A 21,492-nucleotide genomic window follows, 5' to 3' on the forward strand; every position below is an offset into this window, starting at 1 on the left:
CCAGGCGCCGGCCACCGTCGTGCTGGTCCTGACTAGCCGATGCTCGAAGCGAGCTGCTCGTCCGTCGACTCGAGCGTGTTCGCCGCGCTCTCGAGGAACCCGGCCATGCCGTCGATCGCCTGGATCGTCTGCGTCGCGCCGGAGTTGAACTCCGAGTACGTCGCGTCGAAGGCCTTGGACGACTTGTCGGTGACGTAGCCCGACGACACGAGGTTGTCGATCTGGCTCTTGAGCTGGCTCAGCTGGTCCTCGATGGACTTCTGGCCGTTGCGCAGCTGCGAAGCCTGGTTGCGGAGATCGTCGTAGGTGACGTTGACGTTTGCCATGTGCATACCCTCCCGATGCGGTATTTGATGTACCGGGAGCCCCCCGGCGGTTCGACGATACTTGATTCCGTTGCATCTCGCACCAGGTGGGGACAAGAACCAGAACGAGGGGTACACCGTGGCACGACGTCGCAAGGACGAGGGGACACCGGAGCGTCCGGTCGTCACCCACGCCGAGGTCGAGCGCGATCGACAGGCCGGTCACCTGTCACGGGCGTGGGTGCTGCCGAGCGCACCGGTGTCCGACCGCGAGCCGGACGCCGTGGTGCACACCGACCAGCCGCTCCCCACGATCGGTGTGGTGCCGCGGCTCGTGCTCGAGGTCGCACCGGGCAACGTGGTGCCGCTCGACCAGCCGGTGGTCCTGGGGCGCAAGGTCCAGACGACGCCCGGACGGCGTGCGGTGCTGCTCGACGACCCGGGTCGTTCGGTGTCGCGCGAGCACGCGGCGATCCGGCCGACGGGCGACGGTGGACTCGTGGTCGAGGACCTCGGCTCCGCGAACGGCACGGTGGTGGTCCGGGCGTCCGGGGCGCAGGAGCCGAGCGTCGGTGGCGCGCAGGTCGTGGCCCGACCCGGTGACGTGGTGATGGTCGGCGACTACGCCGTCCGGGTCCTCGCCGGCTGACCCCCGGCCGCGTGCCGCCGCATCGCCCGCAGGAGCAGCGGCCCCGGTAGCCGCAGCAGCCATCCGGGCAGGATCGCCCGTGCGACCCGTACCCGGCGCGCGGTCCGCCGGAAGCGCCGCTGTTCGCGCTGCCCCCACGCGAAGCCGTACTGCGACCGGAGGGCGTCCGGGAGCATCCCGACGGTGACGATCCGCACGAGCGGCATCGCGGCCCGGACCCACAGCGGCGCGAACCGGGGGTGCAGCAGGTCGCGCACGACGCCGCGGGCGTCGTCGGTGACGCGGAGCCCGGCGAGCGTGCGGGTCCAGTACTGGTCGAAGTCGGCGACGGTCGCCGGCCACCGGTCCGCGGGCACGCGCAGCGCCGTGCCGATCGGGGCGTAGGCGTCGAGTACGCGTTCGGCCAGCGCGGGTCCCGCGGGCGTACCGAACAGCTCGTGGGCGCGCATCGCGGAGTCGTACAGGGTCGCGGCCACCCAGAGCTGCCGGTCCACGTCGTCGGCTCCGGCGACCGGCCGGTGGGCGCGGTCCACGAAGCCGGCCGCGACGGCAGCGTCGGCGTCGGTGCCGACCACCACCGCGTACACGAACGTGAGGGTGTGGGCGAGCCGTTGCTGCGGCCGTCGAGCGAAGTCCGAGTGCCGCCGGACCCCCGTTGCGACCACGGGGTCGGCGATCTGGAGCAGGATGGCCCGGCCTCCGGCGGCCACGGGCGTGCTGTCGGCGAGGAACCGACGCAGGTCGCGTTCCGGGACCCCGCCCGAGGACGGACTGGAGGGACGGCGCGGGCCCGGCCCCGTTCCTCCCGTCCGGCGACCGCTCACGGTCGTGGCCCGCGCCGTCCGGCGCGGAGGCGGGGGAGCACGTCGATCACGATGGCGGCGGCGAGCGCGAGCGTCCCGCCCACCAGGGCGGCGACGAGGAACGCCGCGCTCCCGACCTGCCCCGTGGCGGCGGCGACCAGGACGGCGACCAGCCAGATCGCCGGGAGCGGCCAGAGGTGGCTCGGCGATCCGGCGACCACCGCGAGCAGCACCCCGGCGACGACCAGCGGCACCCAGAGCACGTTCGTGCCGCACGGTGGTCCGTACGTGCCCGGACCGCAGTCGGTCACACCGGACCGGACACCCGTGTGCGCCGCGGCCGCGACGAGCAGGAGCGATGCGAGGGCCAGCAGCCGAGCCACGGCGGGCATGCTGCGGACACTGTCCTGGACGCGACGGAGCACGGCCCGATCGTACTGGGCCGTGCTCCGTGGGGGCCGTCGGTCAGAGGGGCTTGGTGCCGAGGTCGTTCCCGAGGTCGGGGCGGTCCTCGTCGTCGTCGTGCTCCCACAGGTCGGGGGAACCCTCGCGCGGCGAGCCACCGGTCGGCCCGTCGTCGGTACCGTCACCGGGCTGCGGCTCGACGGTCTCGCCGGCGACGGCGTCGTTCGTGACGTTCTCGAGGGACTCCTCGGACTCGTCCACCTCGTACGGGCCGACGTGCTCGCGGTCGACGTCGTCGTCGCGACGCTGCTGGGCCTCGAAGTCGTCGACGGGGCTGATGCCGGGATCGCTCATGGTGGTTCCTTTCCGTTGCGGGCTTCCTGCCTACCCGTCAGGCCTCGACGGGCGTCCGGTTTCGTGTCGTGTTCACCCGGAGGACACCTGCCGGTCACGCCGCCAGGGCAGCATCGCGGGTGCTCGGGGGAGTGGAGCGCGGTCGCCGACGGGTGGTCGAGCAACCGCGCCTTCCCGCCCGGGCGATCCCGGCGGGTCAGAGCCGTTCGAGCAGGTCGTGCCGCTCGATGTCGGCCAGCGCGAGCGTGCGGTAGCCGGCGGACTCGAAGAACACCGTGATGCGGTCCTCCTCCGTGCTCATCACGACACCGGTGCCCCACTCGGCGTGCTCGACCCGGGCGTCCGGCGGCCAGGCCGTGTCGTTGGCGCCGTCGGCGACGTGTGCGGCGGCCTCGTAGGCCGTCCCCGACGAACAGGTGTCGCAGTTCCCGCACGGTTCCGGCAGCTCGTCCCCGAAGTAGCCGAGCAGGAACTGCCTCCGGCAGCCGGTCGTCTCGGCGAGCTGGCGCATCATCGCGATCCGGGACTCCTCGACCCGCTCCCGCTCGGCGGCGCGGTCCGCGGCGGCACGGGCCGCACGGCCGGCGTCCCGTGGACCGTCCGGCACCCGGGCGATCCCGTCCACGTCCTCGCGCAGGGCCCGGGCGTCGAGCAGGGCGTTGAGCGCGCGACCCGCCGTCCGGGCGGAGAGGCCCGAGGCCTCCACGACCGCCGACCGGAGCGACGAGCCGGTGGCCGGGACGGCGTCGAACACGGCGCGGACCGAGGCGGGTCGCGGCGACCCGGACGCGAAGAACGTGCGCAGGCCGAAGTCCTCGGCGCGGTAGTGCAGGGTGGCGCCAGCGGGTTCGGCGTCCCGTCCTGCACGCCCGATCTCCTGGTAGTAGGCGTCGATCGACTCGGGCACGTCGGCGTGCACGACGTACCGGACATCCGGCTTGTCGATGCCCATGCCGAACGCGCTGGTCGCCACCACGACGTCGACGTCGCCGTCCAGGAACCCGGTGTGCACGGCCTCCCGCTCGCGGATCGGCATGCCGGCGTGGTACGGCTGGGCCCGACGACCCCGGGCGGCGAGCGAGTCCGCGTACTCCGTGGTCGCCGCACGGGTGGCGACGTAGACCACGGTGGCGCCGTCGAGCTCGGCCACCTGCTCGACCACGGCCGCGCGCTTCTCGGCGTCCTCGGCGTGCCGGACGACCTCGAGCCGGATGCCGGGCCGGTCGAATCCCGACGCGAGCACGAACGGGTCGCGCATGCCGAGCCGTTCGACGATGTCGTCCCGCACCGGAGCGGAGCCGGTCGCGGTCAGCGCAAGCACGGGCGGACGGCCGAGACGCTCCGCGACCTCGCCGAGCGCCAGGTAGTCCGGGCGGAAGTCGTGGCCCCAGGACGAGATGCAGTGAGCCTCGTCGACGGCGAGCAGCACGACGCCGGCGTCGCGGAGTCGCTCGAGCACGTCGTCCTTCGCGAGCTGTTCGGGCGCCAGGAACACGTAGCCGACCGCACCGGCGGCGACGGCGTCCCAGGCTTCGGCGACGTCGCGGGCCTTCCGTGTGGCATTCATCGCGACGGCGCGGGGAGCGCCATCGTGGTGCTCGAGTCCGACGACCTGGTCCTCCTGCAGCGCGACGAGGGGTGAGACCACGACGACGACGCCGTCCAGCTCGATGCCGGCGACCTGGTAGATCGCGGACTTCCCCGATCCGGTCGGCATCACGGCGAGTGCGTCACGCCCGTCGAGCACGGCGTCGATGACGGATTCCTGGTCGGGTCGGAGGTGCCAGCCGAACACGTCGGCGGCGCGGGTACGGAGCGCGTCGTTCACCGTTCCACACTGCCGGGCGGACGCTGGGGGACCCTTCGACGGATGCGCCCAGCGGATCGGACGGGGCGGAGGTGATCCGCGCCTCCCGACCGACGGGTGCGCGCACGACGTGACGGGCGCGCACCGCGCGTCCACCTGCCGGCGCTAGGCTGGCTCCCGGCCGTTGTCTCGACATCGAGCGACCCTCGATGGTGAGTGTGGCGACCGGGTAACCGATGCCGATCGCACGGAACGTGCGGGAAGAAGAACAGCGTGGATCTTTTCGAGTACCAGGCCAGGGACCTCTTCGAGTCCTACGGCGTCCCCGTGTTGCAGGGGATCATCGCCGACACCCCGGACGAGGCGAGGGCGGCGGCCGAGAAGATCGGCGGAGTCGTCGTCGTCAAGGCGCAGGTGAAGGTCGGCGGTCGCGGCAAGGCCGGCGGCGTCAAGGTCGCCAAGACCCCGGACGAGGCCTACGAGCACGCCCAGGCGATCCTCGGCCTCGACATCAAGGGCCACACGGTCAAGCGGGTCATGATCGCCCAGGGCGCGGACATCGCCGAGGAGTTCTACTTCTCCGTGCTGCTCGACCGGGCGAACCGCTCGTACCTCTCGCTCACGAGCGTCGAGGGCGGCATGGAGATCGAGCAGCTCGCCGTCGAGAAGCCCGAGGCCCTCGCCCGCGTCGAGGTCAACCCGCTCACCGGGATCAACGACTCGGCAGCGAAGGACATCGCACGCCAGGCCGGGTTCCCCGACGAGTTGGTGGACCAGGTCGCCGCGGTGTTCGTGAAGCTCTACGACGTGTTCGCCGGCGAGGACGCCACCCTCGTCGAGGTCAACCCGCTCGTCCGCACGGGCGACGGCCAGATCCTCGCGCTCGACGGCAAGGTCTCGCTCGACGAGAACGCCGACTTCCGGCACGAGGGCCACAAGGACCTCGAGGACACCGCGAGCGAGGACCCGCTCGAGGCCAAGGCGAAGGCCCACGGTCTCAACTACGTCAAGCTCGACGGCCAGGTCGGCGTGATCGGCAACGGTGCGGGGCTCGTCATGTCGACGCTCGACGTCGTCGCCTACGCCGGTGAGCGCCACGGCGGCGTGAAGCCCGCCAACTTCCTCGACATCGGCGGCGGCGCCTCGGCCGAGGTCATGGCCAACGGCCTCGACGTCATCCTCGGCGACCCCCAGGTGAAGAGCGTCTTCGTGAACGTCTTCGGTGGCATCACCGCCTGCGACGCCGTCGCGAACGGCATCGTCGCCGCCCTCGGCATCCTCGGCGACGCGGCCACCAAGCCGCTCGTCGTGCGCCTCGACGGCAACAACGTGGAAGAGGGTCGCCGGATCCTGGCGGAGGCAGCGCACCCGCTCGTCACCGTCGCCGCGACCATGGACGACGCGGCCGAGCAGGCCGCCGAACTCGCCGCCGCAGCGGCCTGAAGGGACTGACCATGTCGATCTTCCTCAACAAGGACTCCAAGGTCATCGTCCAGGGCATCACCGGCGGCGAGGGCACCAAGCACACCGCGCTCATGCTCAAGGCCGGCACGAACGTCGTCGGCGGCGTCAACGCCCGCAAGGCCGGCACCACCGTGACCCACGGCGACATCGAGCTGCCGGTGTTCGGCTCGGTGCGCGAGGCCATCGACACCACCGGTGCCGACGTCTCCATCGTCTTCGTGCCGCCGGCGTTCGCGAAGGACGCCGTGATGGAGGCCATCGACGCCGAGATCCCGCTCGTCGTCGTCATCACCGAGGGCATCCCCGTGCAGGACTCCGCGGAGTTCTGGGCGCACGCCAAGGCCCTCGGCGGCAAGACCCGCATCATCGGCCCGAACTGCCCCGGCATCATCACCCCCGGGGAGTCGCTCGTCGGCATCACCCCGGCGACGATCACCGGCAAGGGCCCGATCGGTCTCGTCTCGAAGTCGGGCACGCTGACCTACCAGATGATGTACGAACTGCGTGACCTGGGCTTCTCGACCGCCATCGGCATCGGCGGCGACCCGGTCATCGGCACCACGCACATCGACGCGCTCGCGGCGTTCGAGGCCGACCCCGAGACCGAGGCGATCGTCATGATCGGCGAGATCGGCGGCGACGCCGAGGAGCGTGCGGCCGACTACATCAAGGCGCACGTCACCAAGCCGGTCGTCGGCTACGTCGCGGGCTTCACCGCGCCGGAGGGCAAGACGATGGGTCACGCCGGCGCGATCGTGTCCGGCTCCGCCGGGACGGCCGAGGCGAAGAAGCAGGCGCTCGAGGCCGCCGGGGTGCGTGTCGGCAAGACGCCGTCGGAGACGGCGGCGCTGCTGCGCGAGGTGGTCGCGAGCAAGTAGCGCTCGCGGGTCCGGACGGACGGGAGGCGCGGTGCCGGCTGGCACCGCGCCTCCCGTCCGTCAGGCGGGCACGTTCAGCGGCTCACCGCCGGTTCGGTTGTCATCGCTCGCAGGACATCCGAAGTCCACGCCGAACGGACCTGATGGTCGTTGCCGGCCTCGTCGACGTTGGTCGAGGCCAACGTCGGCCCGTTCCCGATCGGCATGTGCAGGATCTGTCGATGGTCGTAGATGCCCACTGACTTCGGACTCGTCCCGGTCTCGACGGCCACGCGGTGCAGCCAGATGTCGTCGGCCCTCGGCGCGCTCTTGCGGAACTCAGAGCGACGGTCGCGCAGCGCCTCGAGCATCTTCGGCACCATGACGTGTCCCCAGCCTCCGGTTGCCAGGTGTCGTGCTGATGGTGGTCCGGCGGCGATCCGCTTCCAGTCGATGTACGGGGCGACGATGCCGCCGTGCATCTCGATACGCCGCGCGCGGTGCGTCGTGTTCGTCGACTGATCGGTTCGGTGCACGGACATCAGCGTCTCCAGCCACCGTCGCGGGAAGAGCCAGTCGTCGTCTGCGGTCACCAGCGGCACGCGGTGGACCGGGATCGACTGCACGTAGGGGTAGTACTTCTTGTGCGGGCCGTCATCCTCGGTGCGGAGGACTTCCGCTCCGCGTGCGATGAGCCGTTGCAGGCCCGGCGTCGGGTTCGCCACCGTCGAGGCGTCGTCGAGCCACAGGATCAGCCGGCTCGGGCGGGCGGTCCCTCGGGCGATGCTCTCGAGCGCGAGGTGCGCGGTGGCTATGCGCTCGCCGAAGCTCGTCATGCTCACCACGGGGCCACCGGGACGCGTCACCTGTTCCGCGGAGGTCATGTTTCGTGCTTGCAGGGTGAGGAGGCGCTGTCGGGTGCGGGCAACGAGTGCTGGATTGCGCATACATCCAGTATGAAATACCAAATGTTAAATAGCAACGAGTCGACGCTGTCACGAGCCACGCCTCGCGCATGAGCGTTGGCTTGCGCCGAGCCGCCGCGCGGCTGACACGGGATCGCGGCGACGGCACGTATCCTCGCTGCGATGAACCGCCTGGGAACCGCAGTGCTCGCCGCGATCGAGGCGGTCGTGACGGTCGGCGTCGGCATCGGGATCGCCCTCGTGCCGCTGACGCTCCTGTGGGGCTTCGAGTACGGACTGCAGGTCGACTGGGACGTGTTCTGGAAGGCCACGGGGAGCGTGTGGCTCGTCGGGCACGGGGTCGACGTGTCGTTCGTGCTCGGCTCGGCGCTCGCGAGGTCGTCCGGCGTGAGCGGCGCCACCGACCCGATCCACGTGACGCTCGCGGCGCTCGGGTTCGCCCTCGTGACCGCCTGGCTCGCCGGGCGTGCCGGGCGCCGGTTCGCCGAGACCGAGCACCGCACGACGGGGCTCCTCGTCGGCACCGGCGTCGTCGCCGTCCTCGGGCTCCTCGTCGCACTGTCCTCCCGGTCCGCGGCGACCGTGCCGACGCTCTGGCAGGCGATCGTCCTCCCGGCGCTCTGGTTCGGGATCCCCGCACTCGTCACGAGCGAGGTGTGCCGACGGCGACGGGGGCTCCCGGCCGACCCGGTCACCGGGCGCGTGCTCGACCAGCTCGACCGTGTCCCGACCGCCTGGCGTGCGATCGCGGCGTTCGGCCTCCGTGCCGGCACCGCCGCGACGGCTGCGGTCGTCGCCGTCGCCGGGGTCGTCGTCGCCTTCCTGCTCTTCGCCTCCTTCGCCGAGGTCATCTCCCTGTACGAGCGGTCGCACGCCGGCGTGGTCGGGGGGATCGCCCTGACGGTCGGCCAGCTCGCGTTCCTGCCGGACTTCGTCGGCTGGGCGACGTCGTGGCTCGTCGGGCCCGGCTTCGCGATCGGGACCGGGTCCAGCGTGTCGCCGATCGGCACGACGCTCGGGCCGATCCCCGGCCTGCCGGTGTTCGGCGCGCTCCCGGCGTCCGGGCACACGTTCGGCCTGGTCTGGGTCCTCGTGCCGGTCGTGGCCGGGTTCGCGGCCGGCGGCCTCCTGCGCCCCCGGCTCGTGCAGGCCCTCGGCAGTGCGAACTCCGCCCTGCACCGGGCGCTCGGCGGCGTCGCTGCGGGGATCGTCGCCGGTGTGCTGACCGGGCTCGTGGCCTGGCTCTCGGCGGGGTCGTTCGGCCCGGGCCGCCTGGCCGACGTCGGTCCGCACGCGCTGGTCGTCGGGGCGTTCGCGGTCCTCGAGGTCGGTGTGCCCGCCGTGGTGGCGCTCGCGGCCGGCAGCGACCTCGTCCGGATGCCCGAGCGCGGGTGGGCCCGGGAACAGTGGCACGAGACGGACGACGGCCCTGCGGACGCCGACACCGAGGCCGCTGCCGACGGCTCGCTGCTCGCCGCACTCGACCGCGCCGGCGCCGGTCGGACCACCGACGTGCACCGCTTCGTGGTCGAGGAGACGCACGGCGGCACCACGGCCGACGCCGCACGCGCCGACCACGCCCATGCCGACGGCGGCCACGCCGACGGTGCCCACGGCGGCGACGCCCGGGGTCTGCCGGGGCGCGGCGGACCCGAGCAGGGCGATCGGGCACGCGTCGCCGCCACGCGGTACGACCGCGACGATGCGACCGTGGGCCGCGTCCCGGGCAGTGGCCCGCAGGGGTCGGGGAACGGCACCGAGGGCGGGAACGGTCCGGGGACCGGGGCTGACCGCAGCGCGCGGACCGAGCCGACCCGCACCGAGACCGAGGCGGGCGGTCCGGGGGAGTCGAGCCGCGCCTCCCGAACCGCATCCGACCCCGCACCGGACCGCGACCCGGACGCTGACGTCGCACTGCCGGACTGGGCCCGCACCGACGCCGTCGCCGCCGACCGGGTGCCCGCCGACCGCCTCACCGATCGCCCGTGTGCCACCGGCCGCGGGGGGGTCGGCGCGATCCGCGACCGCCTGCGCGGAGCGGCCGACGGCGTCCGCGAGCGCGCCGGCGACCTGCGCGACCGGGTCACCGGAGCCGACGTCGACCGCGAGCCGGACGAGGCCGCCACCGCCGTGCCGCGTGCGCCGGGGACGGAGCCGCAGCCCGCGTTCCCGTGGAGCACCGAGGAGTTCGTCGCGGGTCGAGACGACGTCGAGGACGCCGACGACCGGGCCCGTGCTGAGGGCGGCTCCGTGCCGTCCTCGCCGCCCGTCCAGCAGCAGCGATGGGACGCAACGGACCAGATCCCCGAGGACGAGCTGCCGTGGTGGCGCCGCCCGAAGGACGACCGGTGACCGCAGCCCGGTAGGGTTGTCCCGTGCTCGAACTGGTCGTCCTGATCTCCGGTGCCGGCTCGAACCTCCGGGCCCTGCTCGAGGCGACCCTCGACGCGGAGTACCCCGCTCGGGTCGTCGCCATCGGTGCCGACCGCGACGCCGAGGGGCTCGGTCTGGGCGAGGAGTTCTCCATCCCGACGTTCACGGTGCCGTTCTCGCGGTTCGACTCGCGCGAGGAGTGGGGCCGCGAGCTCGCCGCCCAGATCCGGCCGTGGTCGCCGGACCTGCTCGTGCTGTCGGGCCTCATGCGGCTGCTGCCGCCGGCGGTCGTCTCCGAGTTCGGCCCCGCGGTGATCAACACGCACCCCGCGTACCTGCCCGAGTTCCCGGGCGCCCACGGCGTGCGGGACGCCCTGGCCGCCGGCGTGGAGCAGACCGGTGCGAGCGTGATCCAGGTCGACGACGGCGTCGACAGCGGTCCGATCCTCGCCCAGGAGCGCGTCCCCGTGCTCCCCGGCGACTCCGAGTCGACGCTGCACGACCGGATCAAGCCGATCGAGCGACGCCTGCTCATCCAGACCATCCTCGACATCGCCAACGGCACCACCGACCTGAAGGGCACCCCGAGCGCATGAGCGTGCACGCAGCCGACCCCAGCCTGTACCGCGACCGGGACCTCGTCCCCGTGCGGCGGGCGCTCATCTCGGTGAGCGACAAGTCCGGCCTGCTCGAGCTCGCCGGGGCCCTCGCCGACGCCGGTGTCGTGATCGTGTCGACCGGTTCCACGGCGCAGACCATCCGCGACGCCGGGTACGCCGTCACGGACGTGTCGAGCGTCACGGGCTTCCCGGAGTCGCTCGACGGCCGGGTGAAGACGCTGCACCCGTCCGTGCACGCGGGGCTCCTCGCCGATCTCCGACTCGAGTCGCACGAGCAGCAGCTCGCCGACCTCGGCATCGAGCCGTTCGAGCTCGTGGTGGTCAACCTGTACCCGTTCGTCGAGACGGTGGCCTCGGGTGCCGACACCGCGACAGTGGTCGAGAACGTCGACATCGGCGGCCCCGCCATGGTCCGCGCCTCGGCGAAGAACCACCCGAACGTTGCGATCGTCGTGTCGCCGTCGTCCTACGCCGAGGTGGTCGAGGCCGTCCGCGCCGGCGGCACCACGCTCGAGCTGCGGAAGCGCCTCGCCGCCCAGGCCTTCGCGCACACCGCCGCGTACGACACCGCGGTCGCCGGCTACTTCGCGAGCGACGTCGTGGCGGACGCCGCGGCACCGACCACGCGAGGGGACATCGAGACGCCGGGGTCGTTCGACGAGCACCTGACGGTGGACGCCGACCTCGCGGCGACGCTCCGGTACGGCGAGAACGCCCACCAGGCCGCGGCGCTGTACACGAGCGCCGGTGGCACCGGGATCGCCCAGGCGGCGCAGCTGCACGGCAAGGAGATGTCGTACAACAACTACGTCGACGCCGATGCCGCCGTCCGCGCGGCCTACGACTTCGCCGAGCCCGCCGTCGCGATCATCAAGCACGCCAACCCGTGCGGGATCGCGATCGCCCCGGCGGACGCGGCCGACCCGATCGCCGCCGCGCACGCCGCTGCGCACGCGTGCGACCCGCTCTCGGCGTTCGGCGGGGTCATCGCCGCCAACCGACCCGTCACGAAGCAGATGGCCGAGACGGTCGCCGACATCTTCACCGAGGTCGTCGTCGCGCCGGCCTTCGACCCCGAGGCGATCGAGATCCTCTCGCGGAAGAAGAACATCCGCCTGCTCACGCTGCCGACCGACTTCGCCCTCGCCCCGCGCGAGGTCAAGCAGATCTCGGGTGGGTTCCTCGTGCAGGACGCCGACCGCTTCACCGCGTTCGACCAGTCCACGTGGACCCTCGTCGCGGGCGAACCGGCCGACGAGCAGACCCTGGCCGACCTCGCCTTCGCGTGGAAGGCGAGCCGTGCGGTGAAGTCGAACGCGATCCTCCTGGCGAACCAGGGCGCGAGCGTCGGCGTCGGCATGGGCCAGGTGAACCGGGTCGACTCGTGCCACCTCGCGGTGAACCGTGCGGGTGAGCGCGCCACCGGCAGCGTCGCGGCGTCCGATGCCTTCTTCCCCTTCGCGGACGGGCTGCAGGTGCTCCTCGACGCGGGCGTCCGTGCGGTCGCCCAGCCCGGTGGGAGCGTCCGCGACGACGAGGTCATCGCCTCGGCCAGGGCTGCCGGCGTGACGATGTACTTCACGGGCGAGCGGCACTTCTTCCACTGAGTCGAACAACCGGCAACTCCGGGAAACGCTTGCGCACCACGTTCGACTGTGAATAGTCTGTAAGGCTCCGCGACAGGCACGCCGACGGCCCCAGTGTCCACGACAGACACCGGCCGGCGGCACCGCGGACACAACGGTGACGATGACGACGACTGGAGTGACGATGAACACGACGACCGGAACCGTGGCGACGGCTGCCCGTGCGGGTCTCGTGCTCTTCGTGGGGACCGCTCCCGACGCACGACCGTTCGGTGGGGCACGTGGCATCCGCCCGCGTCCCGCACACGCGGCCGTCGCGCCGTACCCCCACCGGGGTGCGCCCGCCGTCACGGCACCGCTGTCCGCGTAGGGCTGCCTCCCACAGCCAGCGACGAGCCGTCGGCACCGCCCGACGACGACGAGCACGCGACGAGCCGCCGCCACACCAGCGACGACGACGAGCACGGGCCAGCGCGAGCCCACGCCTGAACCCGGGGGACGACTGTCTCCCGGTGCACTCCGACCGAACCGACGCCGCGCGCGACGCGGCGGCGGGCGACCGCGACGAGGACCGAGCACGCCCCACCAGGGCGGGCACGGCCCGGGACGCGACCGACCCGCTCGGCCGACGACCACCACGCAACGGACACCGAGCCTCCAGACCGACGGCTGCGACAGCAGCGGCCGATCCCGAGGGTCTCGGCACGACGCACGAGGACGCAATCCATGTCCAAGACGCCAGACCAGGCGCGCCCGTCCACCGACCGCCCCTCGACCTTTCGCGCGATCGCGCGGATCTACCCCTACGTGAAGCCCTACCAGGGCCGGCTCATCGGCGGCATGTTCGCCGCCATGGGCGCCTCCCTGGTCGCGCTCGCGATCCCCTACGTCCTGCAGTGGCTCGTCGACGGCCCGCTGTCCTCGAAGGACTCCGCACAGATCTGGCCCGCGGGTCTCGGTGTGCTCGCGCTCGGCGTGCTCGAGGCGTTCTTCATCGCGTCCCGGCGTCGGATGGTCATGCGGCCGTCGACGCGCATCGAGACGAGCATGCGGAACGCGCTCTACGCGAAGCTGCAGGACCTGCCGGTGGCGTTCCACGACCGGTGGGAGTCCGGACAGCTGCTGTCCCGCTCCGTGTCCGACCTGTCGCTGATCCGCCGGTGGCTGGCCTTCGGCGTCGTGCTGCTGGTCGTCAACATCGTGACGATCGTCGTCGGCTTCGTCGTGCTGTTCACCTTCGGGTGGCTGCTCGGCCTGGTGTTCCTCGTCGCGTCGATCCCGCTGTGGATCAACGGCCTGCTGTTCGAACGCCGGTACTCCGTCGTCGCGCGCCGCAGCCAGGACCAGGTCGGCGACCTCGCCACGAGCGTCGAGCAGTCGGTGCACGGCATCCGCGTGCTCAAGGCGTTCGGCCGCGGTCGCTACAAGCTCGACGAGTTCAGCGAGCAGGCCGAGGCGCTGCGCGGCACCGAGATCGAGAAGGCGAAGGCGATCGCGGGGATCTGGCTGTGGCTGCTGCTCGTGCCCGACGTCGCATTCGCGCTCTGCCTGCTCGCCGGCATCTGGCTCGCGAGCCAGGGGGAACTGTCCGTCGGACAGCTCTTCGCGTTCTTCGCGACGGCGACGGTGCTCCGGTTCCCGATCGAGTCGATCGGCTTCCTGCTCTCGATGACGTTCGACACGCGCACCGCGGTCGACCGCTTCTTCGAGGTCATGGACTCCGAGAACACGATCACGGACCCCGAGCACCCGGAGACGATCGCGGAGCCGCACGGTGCGCTGTCGTTCAACGGCGTGCACTTCCGGTACCAGGACTCCCCGCCGCAGTTCCCGGACCTCATCAACGGGGTCGACCTGCAGCTCCGACCCGGTGAGACCATGGCGCTCGTCGGGCTGACCGGCTGCGGCAAGACCACGCTGCTGTCGCTCGTGCCACGGCTGTACGACGTCACGGGCGGCTCCGTGACGATCGACGGCGTCGACATCCGCTCGCTGACCCGAGCGGAGCTGCGTCGCCACGTCGGTGTCGCGTTCGAGGACGCCACGCTGTTCTCGACGACCGTGCGCGAGAACGTGCTGCTCGGTCGCCCGGACCTGTCCGGCGACGAGGCCGAGGCCCTCATGCGCGAGGCCCTCGACATCGCCCAGGCGTCCTTCGTGGACGACCTGCCCGACGGGGTCGACACCCGTGTCGGCGAAGAGGGCCTGTCCCTCTCCGGCGGGCAGCGGCAGCGCCTGGCGCTCGCCCGTGCGATCGCGGCGCGGCCGTCGGTGCTCGTCCTCGACGACCCGCTGTCCGCGCTCGACGTCGACACCGAGGCGCGGGTCGAGGCCGGTCTCCGCCGCGTCCTCGCCGAGACCACGTCGCTCATCGTGGCGCACCGCCCGTCGACCGTGACGCTCGCCGACCGGGTGGCGCTCATGGAGAACGGCGTCGTCACGGCCGTCGGCACCCACTCGGAGCTGATGGCGAACAACGACCACTACCGCTACGTCATCTCGTCGCTCGACGACGACGACGCCACCGCACGAGAGGAGGCGATGGCATGAGCCAGCAGGAGAAGAATCTCCCGGTCGACACGTCGGCCGGTCCAGGAGGCGCGGATCCCGTCGTCGACGACATCGCCGACACGCAGGCTGCCGCGCCCGTCACCGCGTCGATCACCACGCTCGGCGTGCGCGGCGAGGAGCGCGAGGACTTCACCAAGGCGGAGAGCAAGCGCCTGCGGCGCCGCTCCCTCGCCCTGCTCGGGTCGCTCGCCGCGCCGCTCAAGGCCCGGCTCGTCGTCCTCGCCGTCGTGGTCGTGGTCTCGACCGCGGGCACGGTCGCGGGCCCGGCGCTCATCGCCTGGGGCATCGACAACGCGCTGCCGGCGGTGATGGAGCAGAACGACTGGGTGCCGGCGTTCGGCGTCGTCGCGACGTACATCGTCGTGGCGGTGCTCGGTGCCGTGCTCACGGCCTGGTACACGGTGCTGGCGGCGCGGATCAGCCAGGCGATCCTGTTCGACCTGCGCAAGCGGGTGTTCCTGCACACGCAGCGGCTCTCGCTCGAGTTCCACGAGACCTACACGTCCGGTCGGATCATCTCCCGCCAGACGAGCGACCTCGACTCGATCCGCGAGCTGCTCGACTCCGGGCTGAACCAGCTCATCCAGGGCGTGCTGTACATGGTGTTCACCGCCATCGCGCTCGTGGCGCTCGACCCGACGTCCGGGCTCGTGCTCGCGGTGTCGCTCGTGCCGCTGTGGTTCCTGATCCGCTGGTTCCAGTCCAACTCGCAGACGCTGTTCCGCGCCACCCGTGTCACCTCGGCGCGCGTGATCGTGCACTTCGTCGAGACGATGACGGGCATCCGGGCGGTGCAGGCGTTCCGCAAGGAGTCCCGCAACCGCGACGAGTACGGCGGCTACGTCGAGGACTACCGGCAGGCGAACACGAAGGTGTTCAACCTGTTCGGGACCTTCGACCCGGTGCTCGTGCTCATCGGCAACGTCACGCTGGCCGCGGTCGTCGTCGTCGGCGGCTTCCGGATCGTCGGCGGGACGCTCGAGGTCGGCGCGCTGCTCGCGGTCGCGCTGTACGCCAAGCGCTTCTTCGACCCGGCCCAGGAACTCGCGATGTTCTACAACGGGTACCAGTCTGCCTCGGCCGCGATGGAGAAGATCTCGGGCGTGCTCGAGGAACGGCCGAGCGTGCCGGACCCCGCGAAGCCGGTGAAGCTGCCGGACGCCACCGGGCGGATGGACTTCGACGACGTCGTGTTCGCGTACAACAAGGGCAAGGTCGTCCTGCCCGAGTTCGACCTGCGCATCCCGGCGGGGCAGACCATCGCGCTCGTCGGGTCGACCGGTGCCGGCAAGTCGACGCTCGCCAAGCTCATGGCCCGCTTCTACGACCCGTCGCAGGGCTCGGTGAAGCTCGACGGCGTGGACCTGCGGGACCTCGACACGAAGGACATGCGCCGCGCGATCGTCATGGTCACGCAGGAGGCGTACCTGTTCTCCGGCACCGTCGCGGACAACATCGCGCTCGGCAAGCCGGGGGCGTCACGGTCCGAGATCGAGTCGGCGGCGAAGGCGGTCGGCGCGCACGAGTTCATCATGGCGCTGCCCGACGGGTACGACACCGACGTGAACAAGCGCGGCGGCCGGGTGTCGGCCGGGCAGCGGCAGCTCCTGTCGTTCGCCCGGGCGTTCATCGCGGACCCGAAGGTGCTCATCCTCGACGAGGCCACGGCGTCGCTCGACATCCCGTCGGAGCGACTCGTGCAGGAGGGGCTCGAGACGCTGCTCGCCGACCGGACCGCGGTGATCATCGCGCACCGGCTGTCGACCGTGGCGATCGCGCACCGGGTGCTCGTGATGGAGTACGGCCGGATCGTCGAGGACGGCACGCCGGACGACCTCATCGCCGGGACCGGACGGTTCGCGCAGCTGCACGCGGCCTGGCGGGACTCGCTCGTGTAGCGGCACCGTCGATCGGCACTGTCGATCGGCGCTGTCGGACGAACCACGGATCCGACGTGGAACCACGCACTCGCGCTGGTTCCACGTCGGATTCGTGGTTCCACGTGGTTGGGTTGACCCATGAGCGACGACAGCGTGCAGCCCGGCGGCGTGGCCCTGCGCGACCCCTTCTACGGGGCACCCTTCACCGAGGCCGTCCGGCGGTTCTGGCGGAAGTACACCGTGTTCACCGGGCGGGCTTCCCGTTCCGAGTTCTGGTGGTGGTGGATCACGTCGTTCGCGATCGGCCTCGTGCTGCAGCTCGTGCCGCAGGTCTTCACGCCGGACACCCCGGTGCTCGAGAACCCGGTCGGCTCCTACCTGTTCGTGCTCTGGGGGCTCGCGACGCTGATCGGGTCCCTCGCCCTCGGCGCCCGACGGCTGCACGACGCGAACCTCTCCGGCTTCTGGCAGTTCCTGCACGTGGTGGTCGGCATCGGCTCGCTCGTGCTCTTCGTCATGTGCCTGCTGCCGTCGAACCCGAAGGGCGCACGCTTCGACGCGTGAGGGCGCCGCTCAGAACGGGTCGTCCGCGTCCGTGGCGGGTGACCAGCGCGCCCGACGCATGTCGATCCTCCAGGTCGTCGTCCCCTGCACGAGCGGGGTGCCCTCGGCGCGGTAGTGCTCGTGCGCCCGGGCCTCGTGGTGCACCGGGGGCAGACCGCCGGACCGGACCACGCGCCACCACGGCAGGTCGGAGCCCTCGTGCGCCATGACCTTGCCGACGGCACGCGACGCCCGGGAGCCGAGCGCCGCGGCCACGTCGCCGTAGGTCATGACGTGACCAGCCGGGATGAGCCGGACGACCTCGGCGACGGCTGCGCCGAAGTCGTCGGGGGGAGCCTCGGTCACACCAACTGCAGGACCGCGAAGTGGTCGCCGTACTGGGTCTCGCGCACCACCTCGAACCCGACGGCGCGGAAGAACGCCTCGGGGCTGTCGTCGCCACCGGGTTCGTACACGACGGTGAGGCGCTCGAGTCCACGATTGCGGGCCTCGTCGGCGAGGCCGTGCACCGCGAAGCGACCGACGCCCCGACCCTGGGCCGTCGCGGACACGTTGACCCGCCAGATCGCGCTGCGCAGTTCTTCCTCGGCGTTGTCCTCGTCGAAGGTGCCGATGATCATGCCGACGACCTCGTCGCCGTCGAGGACCACGCGCGTCCACGCCGAGCTCGGCTTCACGTCCGACTCCGCGACGCCGTAGGTCGTCGGCTGCACGAACTGCTCCTGCCCGGGCTTCAGCGTCAGGGAGTTCGCCGCCGCAGCGGTCGACGCGGAGAGTTCTTCGAGGCGGAGGTCCGTCATGCCGCTCAGGGTAGCCGTGCGACCCGTGCGGGGGCCACTACCGATCCCAACGCATGACATGTAATATGTCAACATCATGACCTTCGATCGACGGATCCGCCACGACCTCACCGCGTTGCGGACAGTCGCCGTCCTGCTCGTCGTCGGCGTCCACGCGTTCGGCGTCCCGATCGGTGGGTGGGTCGGCGTCGACGTGTTCTTCGCGCTCTCCGGGTACCTGCTCGCGCGATCGATGGTGTCCGAACGGGTGCGAACCGGACGCTTCGCACTCGGCGGCTTCCTCCGCCGGCGTTTCTGGCGGCTGTTCCCGGCAGCGGTGCTGACCCTCGCCGTCGTGGCGATCGGCGCTGTGGCCGCGCTCCGCCAGCCGCTCGCCGCGTCCGTCCTGCGCGATTCGGGAGCGGCCGCGCTCGGCATCGTGAACTGGGTGTTCCTCGGCCGTGACGCCGACTACTGGGCGTCGGCGTCGTCGACGTCCCCCCTCCAGCACTTCTGGTCGCTCAGTGTCGAGCTCCAGTTCTACGTCGTGTTCCCGCTGCTCGTGGCGGTCCTCTGGCGATCGCTCCGTCGACCCGACGCCGTCTCGGTCCGACGCATCGCCGTCTCGGTCCGACGCATCGCCGTCGCGGCCTCGGTGCTCGTGCTCGTCGCGTCCGTGGCCTGGGCCGCGTCGGCGTGGACGACCGCGCCAGCAGCCTCGTACTTCGACACGGGATCGCGTCTCTGGGAACTGGCCGCCGGAGCCGCACTCGGAGCACTCTCGGTCCCAGTCGGTGCGCGGACGCAGCGCGTGCCGGCCCGCATCCGCGTCGGCGGCGTCCTGTCCGGGCTCGGGATCATCGGGGTCGCCGCCCTCACCGCCCCTGGTGCGGATGCCGTCCCGGTCCCCGACGCGGTCCTGGCGGTCGTGGGAACGATCGTGGTGCTCGTCTCCGGGCAGGGGCTCCCTCCGCTCCCTGTCCTCCGGCGGCGCCCGGTGCAGTGGGTCGGTGAAGCGTCGTACTCGATCTACCTCTGGCACTTCCCGGCGATCGTCGCAGCGACGTACGTCTTCCCCGAGCAGCGGGTGGTCGCCGGGAGCGCGGCCGTCCTCGTCGGGCTCGTCCTCGGCGGACTGTCACGCCGCTGGGTGGAACTCCCGGCGATGCGGGTCGGACTCCGAGCCGGTGCGACCGTCCGCGTCGTCGCCTCGGTCGCGGCGTTCGCGGTGGTGGCGTTCGGGACGGGTACGTTCACGGCAGCCCCGACCCCGCAGACCGAGCGGGTCGGCGACGGGGTGGACAGCGCGGTCGCCGAACCCTGGACCCCGCGGTCCCTCGGTGCCGCGCTCGGGAGTGGTCTCCGGTCGGAGCAGTGGCCGGTCGGACTCACCCCGGCGCTGGACGAACTGGTGCCGGGGCCGCCGCAAGGGTACGAGGCGTGCGACCGGACTGTCATCGGCGATCCCGGGCCGTGTCGCTTCGCGGCGGATGATCCCGTCCGACAGGTCACGGTCGTGGGGAGCTCCGTGGGGGTCGCCCTGATGCCCGCGGCTGTCGGGGCCTTCGGACATGACTCGATCGTGCGCGGGTTGACCGCCAGCGGCTGTCCGATGCTCGACATCGCCGTGCGCGGGAAGTCGGACGACGATCGCAGGCGGTGCAATGAGCAACGGACAGCTGCCATCGACGAGATCAACGAGACGACGCCGGACATCGTGGTCGTCACCCACGGGTACGACGGGGTCGCGCAGCTCGTCGGGCGCCCGAGTCTGCCCGAGGCTGCGCGCGAGTGGGAAGCCGCCGCCGGTCGGTTCGTCGACGCCGTCGCCGGATCGGGCGCCCGGGTCGTCTTCGTCGCCGCGGTGCCGCAGGGTGGGGACCCGTCGCAGTGTGCGGCGTTGCGGCTGAACGGGCCGGACGCGTGCACCTCGGAGCTGTCGGACGCGTACCAGCTCGGAGCCGCTGCCGAGCGTCGAGTCGCCGAGTCCCGGCCGGGCGTGGACTTCGTCGATTCGAGCGGCTGGTACTGCGTCGACGGCCGCTGCCCGGTCCTCGCGGGCGACGTCCTGATCCGGAAGGACGGCCAACACATCACGCTCGAGTTCTCCGAGCGTCTCGCCGTGGTCCTCCGCGAAGCGGTGCTCGCCGAGCGGTGACAGCGCGGTATGGTCGCGGCATGGCAGAGCATCGGCGCGGGGCGAACCTCCCGTCGATCGGCGGGTTCAACCGGACGGTGGTGCTCGACGCCGTGCGCCGTTCGCCGGACGGGCTGAGCCGCGTCGAGCTCGCGTCCCGCACGGGCCTCAGCGCGCAGACCGTGTCGAACGTCACGCGGTTCCTCATCGAGGCGGGGATGATCGCCGAGTCGGGCACGGTCGTGTCCGGTCGCGGCAAGCCCCGCACGATCCTGCGGCTCGAGGCCGGCAGCCGCTACGCCGTCGGGGTGCACGTGGACCCGGCCGTCGTGACGTACGTGCTGCTCGACCTCGCGGGCACCGTTGTCGCGTCGAGCACCACGTCGACCCCGACCGCGGACGACCCGTCCGAGGTCGTCCGGACCATCGCGACCGCGATCGACGAGCTCGTCTCGGGCGCGCGCGTCGACGTCGAGGCCGTGCTCGGGGTCGGCATCGCCAGCCCCGGACCCATCGACGTCGACGCCGGCGTGGTGCTCGACCCGCCCTTCCTGCCGCGGTGGCGCGACGTCCCCCTGCGCGATGCGCTCGCCGAGGCGACCGGGTACCCCGTCCTCCTCGAGAAGGACGTGACGGCGGCCGTGGTGGGGGAGATGTTCCTCGCCGGGGAGTCCTCCGCGCGGAACTTCGCCTTCGTGTACTTCGGCACCGGCTTCGGCGTGGGCCTCGCCGTCGACCACGAGCCCGTCCGCGGGGTCGGGTCGAACGCCGGGGACGCCGGGCACATCATGGTCGACCAGGGATCCCTCGCCGGGACGCCGGACGGCGAGGGCACGCGGGGCGAGGTCGGCGCGGCGGTGGCACCGGACCGCCTGGTGCACATCGCGCAGGCCCGGGGGCTCGCGCTCGGCGGCGCACCCGCGGACGTCGCCGCGGTCGACCGTGCCTGGGACGCGCTCGGCGCGGCGATCGACGCCGGGGACCCGGTCGCCGTCAGACTCGCGGCCGAGGCGGGGACGGTGATGGGCAACGCGGTCGTCCTCATCGTGAACCTGCTCGACATCGACCGCGTCGTGTTCGGCGGCCCGTTCTGGTCGCGGATTGCGAGCGCGGCCCTCCCCGCCGCGCGCGAGGCGATCGTCGGTTCGCCGCTGCTCGTGCCGAAGCACCCCGTCGTCGTGACCGAGAGCGGTCGCGGAGCGGACGTGGCCGCGGTCGGCGCGGCCTGCCTCGTCCTCGACGCGGCGCTGTCTCCGCGGGCGAGCACCCTCCTCATCCGTCGCTGACGGGGGTCGGTCGCGACCAGCGGGTGACGGGAGGCGCGGTGCGGGCCCGACCCGCGCCTCCCGTCCGGCACACGGTGCCGTTCCCCGTGTCGCGCGCGACACCCGTCGTTCACCTCGCCGCCACCG

General features: G+C 72.1%; 20 protein-coding genes. 12 read left to right on the plus strand and 8 right to left on the minus strand.

What is annotated here, in order from left to right; all coding sequences use genetic code 11:
- Window positions 1–32 precede the first annotated feature (32 nt).
- Window positions 33–326, minus strand: coding sequence for a WXG100 family type VII secretion target (locus ACEN8D_RS13340; protein ID WP_070417742.1), 294 nt, complete (start codon window positions 324–326; stop codon window positions 33–35).
- A 118-nt stretch (window positions 327–444) separates the two neighbouring features.
- Between ACEN8D_RS13340 and ACEN8D_RS13345 the strand changes: the two genes are divergently transcribed.
- The gene (locus ACEN8D_RS13345; RefSeq protein WP_413461360.1) at window positions 445–954 is read left to right on the plus strand and encodes an FHA domain-containing protein; all 510 of its coding nucleotides are present in this window, start codon (window positions 445–447) and stop codon (window positions 952–954) included.
- On the opposite strand, the gene ACEN8D_RS13350 is transcribed toward ACEN8D_RS13345, so the two are convergent.
- From ACEN8D_RS13350 to ACEN8D_RS13365, 4 genes are all read right to left on the minus strand, one after another.
- The gene (locus ACEN8D_RS13350) at window positions 927–1,778 is read right to left on the minus strand and encodes an oxygenase MpaB family protein (protein WP_413398320.1); all 852 of its coding nucleotides are present in this window, start codon (window positions 1,776–1,778) and stop codon (window positions 927–929) included. The two genes, ACEN8D_RS13345 and ACEN8D_RS13350, sit on opposite strands and share 28 nt — an antisense overlap.
- On the minus strand, window positions 1,775–2,182 hold the full coding sequence (locus tag ACEN8D_RS13355; protein WP_229085236.1) for a hypothetical protein: 408 nt from the start codon (window positions 2,180–2,182) through the stop codon (window positions 1,775–1,777). Before ACEN8D_RS13355 ends, ACEN8D_RS13350 begins: the two co-directional genes overlap by 4 nt.
- A 40-nt stretch (window positions 2,183–2,222) precedes the next feature.
- Window positions 2,223–2,516 (minus strand): hypothetical protein, encoded by a 294-nt coding sequence (locus ACEN8D_RS13360; RefSeq protein ID WP_413399172.1) that lies wholly within the window; start codon window positions 2,514–2,516, stop codon window positions 2,223–2,225.
- 196 nt (window positions 2,517–2,712) lie between these two features.
- Window positions 2,713–4,344, minus strand: coding sequence for a RecQ family ATP-dependent DNA helicase (locus tag ACEN8D_RS13365; protein WP_413399173.1), 1,632 nt, complete (start codon window positions 4,342–4,344; stop codon window positions 2,713–2,715).
- Window positions 4,345–4,596: 252 nt separating this feature from the next.
- Between ACEN8D_RS13365 and sucC the strand changes: the two genes are divergently transcribed.
- Together sucC and sucD are read left to right on the plus strand one after the other, a co-directional pair.
- Complete coding sequence (gene sucC / locus ACEN8D_RS13370; protein WP_309777219.1) at window positions 4,597–5,766, plus strand: ADP-forming succinate--CoA ligase subunit beta; 1,170 nt, start codon at window positions 4,597–4,599, stop codon at window positions 5,764–5,766.
- A gap of 11 nt (window positions 5,767–5,777) precedes the next feature.
- Window positions 5,778–6,665 (plus strand): succinate--CoA ligase subunit alpha, encoded by an 888-nt coding sequence (gene sucD, locus ACEN8D_RS13375; protein WP_413399174.1) that lies wholly within the window; start codon window positions 5,778–5,780, stop codon window positions 6,663–6,665.
- A gap of 74 nt (window positions 6,666–6,739) precedes the next feature.
- On the opposite strand, the gene ACEN8D_RS13380 is transcribed toward sucD, so the two are convergent.
- The gene (locus ACEN8D_RS13380) at window positions 6,740–7,528 is read right to left on the minus strand and encodes a hypothetical protein (protein WP_413399175.1); all 789 of its coding nucleotides are present in this window, start codon (window positions 7,526–7,528) and stop codon (window positions 6,740–6,742) included.
- Window positions 7,529–7,732: 204 nt separating this feature from the next.
- Here ACEN8D_RS13380 and ACEN8D_RS13385 point away from each other — a divergent pair, with 204 nt between their 5' ends.
- The 7 genes from ACEN8D_RS13385 (at window position 7,733) to ACEN8D_RS13415 (ending at window position 17,164) form a co-directional block, all read left to right on the plus strand.
- On the plus strand, window positions 7,733–9,922 hold the full coding sequence (locus tag ACEN8D_RS13385; protein ID WP_495601033.1) for a cell division protein PerM: 2,190 nt from the start codon (window positions 7,733–7,735) through the stop codon (window positions 9,920–9,922).
- 23 nt (window positions 9,923–9,945) lie between these two features.
- A complete protein-coding gene (gene purN / locus ACEN8D_RS13390; RefSeq protein WP_413399872.1) occupies window positions 9,946–10,539 on the plus strand; it encodes a phosphoribosylglycinamide formyltransferase in 594 nt (197 codons plus the stop codon).
- Entirely contained in the window at window positions 10,536–12,170 is a 1,635-nt protein-coding gene (gene purH, locus ACEN8D_RS13395) for a bifunctional phosphoribosylaminoimidazolecarboxamide formyltransferase/IMP cyclohydrolase (RefSeq protein WP_413399873.1), read from the plus strand. The genes purN and purH overlap by 4 nt, the downstream gene beginning before the upstream one ends.
- A gap of 142 nt (window positions 12,171–12,312) precedes the next feature.
- The gene (locus tag ACEN8D_RS13400; protein ID WP_139199214.1) at window positions 12,313–12,519 is read left to right on the plus strand and encodes a hypothetical protein; all 207 of its coding nucleotides are present in this window, start codon (window positions 12,313–12,315) and stop codon (window positions 12,517–12,519) included.
- A 356-nt stretch (window positions 12,520–12,875) separates the two neighbouring features.
- On the plus strand, window positions 12,876–14,699 hold the full coding sequence (locus tag ACEN8D_RS13405; RefSeq protein WP_070417754.1) for an ABC transporter ATP-binding protein: 1,824 nt from the start codon (window positions 12,876–12,878) through the stop codon (window positions 14,697–14,699).
- A 110-nt stretch (window positions 14,700–14,809) separates the two neighbouring features.
- Window positions 14,810–16,618 (plus strand): ABC transporter ATP-binding protein, encoded by a 1,809-nt coding sequence (locus tag ACEN8D_RS13410; RefSeq protein ID WP_413398994.1) that lies wholly within the window; start codon window positions 14,810–14,812, stop codon window positions 16,616–16,618.
- A gap of 120 nt (window positions 16,619–16,738) precedes the next feature.
- The gene (locus ACEN8D_RS13415; RefSeq protein ID WP_413398991.1) at window positions 16,739–17,164 is read left to right on the plus strand and encodes a DUF805 domain-containing protein; all 426 of its coding nucleotides are present in this window, start codon (window positions 16,739–16,741) and stop codon (window positions 17,162–17,164) included.
- A gap of 9 nt (window positions 17,165–17,173) precedes the next feature.
- On the opposite strand, the gene ACEN8D_RS13420 is transcribed toward ACEN8D_RS13415, so the two are convergent.
- On the minus strand, window positions 17,174–17,509 hold the full coding sequence (locus tag ACEN8D_RS13420) for an MGMT family protein (protein ID WP_070417756.1): 336 nt from the start codon (window positions 17,507–17,509) through the stop codon (window positions 17,174–17,176).
- Complete coding sequence (locus tag ACEN8D_RS13425; protein ID WP_070417757.1) at window positions 17,506–17,964, minus strand: GNAT family N-acetyltransferase; 459 nt, start codon at window positions 17,962–17,964, stop codon at window positions 17,506–17,508. The genes ACEN8D_RS13420 and ACEN8D_RS13425 overlap by 4 nt, the downstream gene beginning before the upstream one ends.
- A gap of 76 nt (window positions 17,965–18,040) precedes the next feature.
- Between ACEN8D_RS13425 and ACEN8D_RS13430 the strand changes: the two genes are divergently transcribed.
- Together ACEN8D_RS13430 and ACEN8D_RS13435 are read left to right on the plus strand one after the other, a co-directional pair.
- Window positions 18,041–20,101 (plus strand): acyltransferase family protein, encoded by a 2,061-nt coding sequence (locus ACEN8D_RS13430; RefSeq protein WP_413461506.1) that lies wholly within the window; start codon window positions 18,041–18,043, stop codon window positions 20,099–20,101.
- Window positions 20,102–20,121: 20 nt separating this feature from the next.
- Complete coding sequence (locus ACEN8D_RS13435; protein ID WP_413398993.1) at window positions 20,122–21,366, plus strand: ROK family transcriptional regulator; 1,245 nt, start codon at window positions 20,122–20,124, stop codon at window positions 21,364–21,366.
- Window positions 21,367–21,492 lie beyond the last annotated feature (126 nt).

This window comes from Curtobacterium sp. Curtsp22 (genome assembly GCF_059492135.1).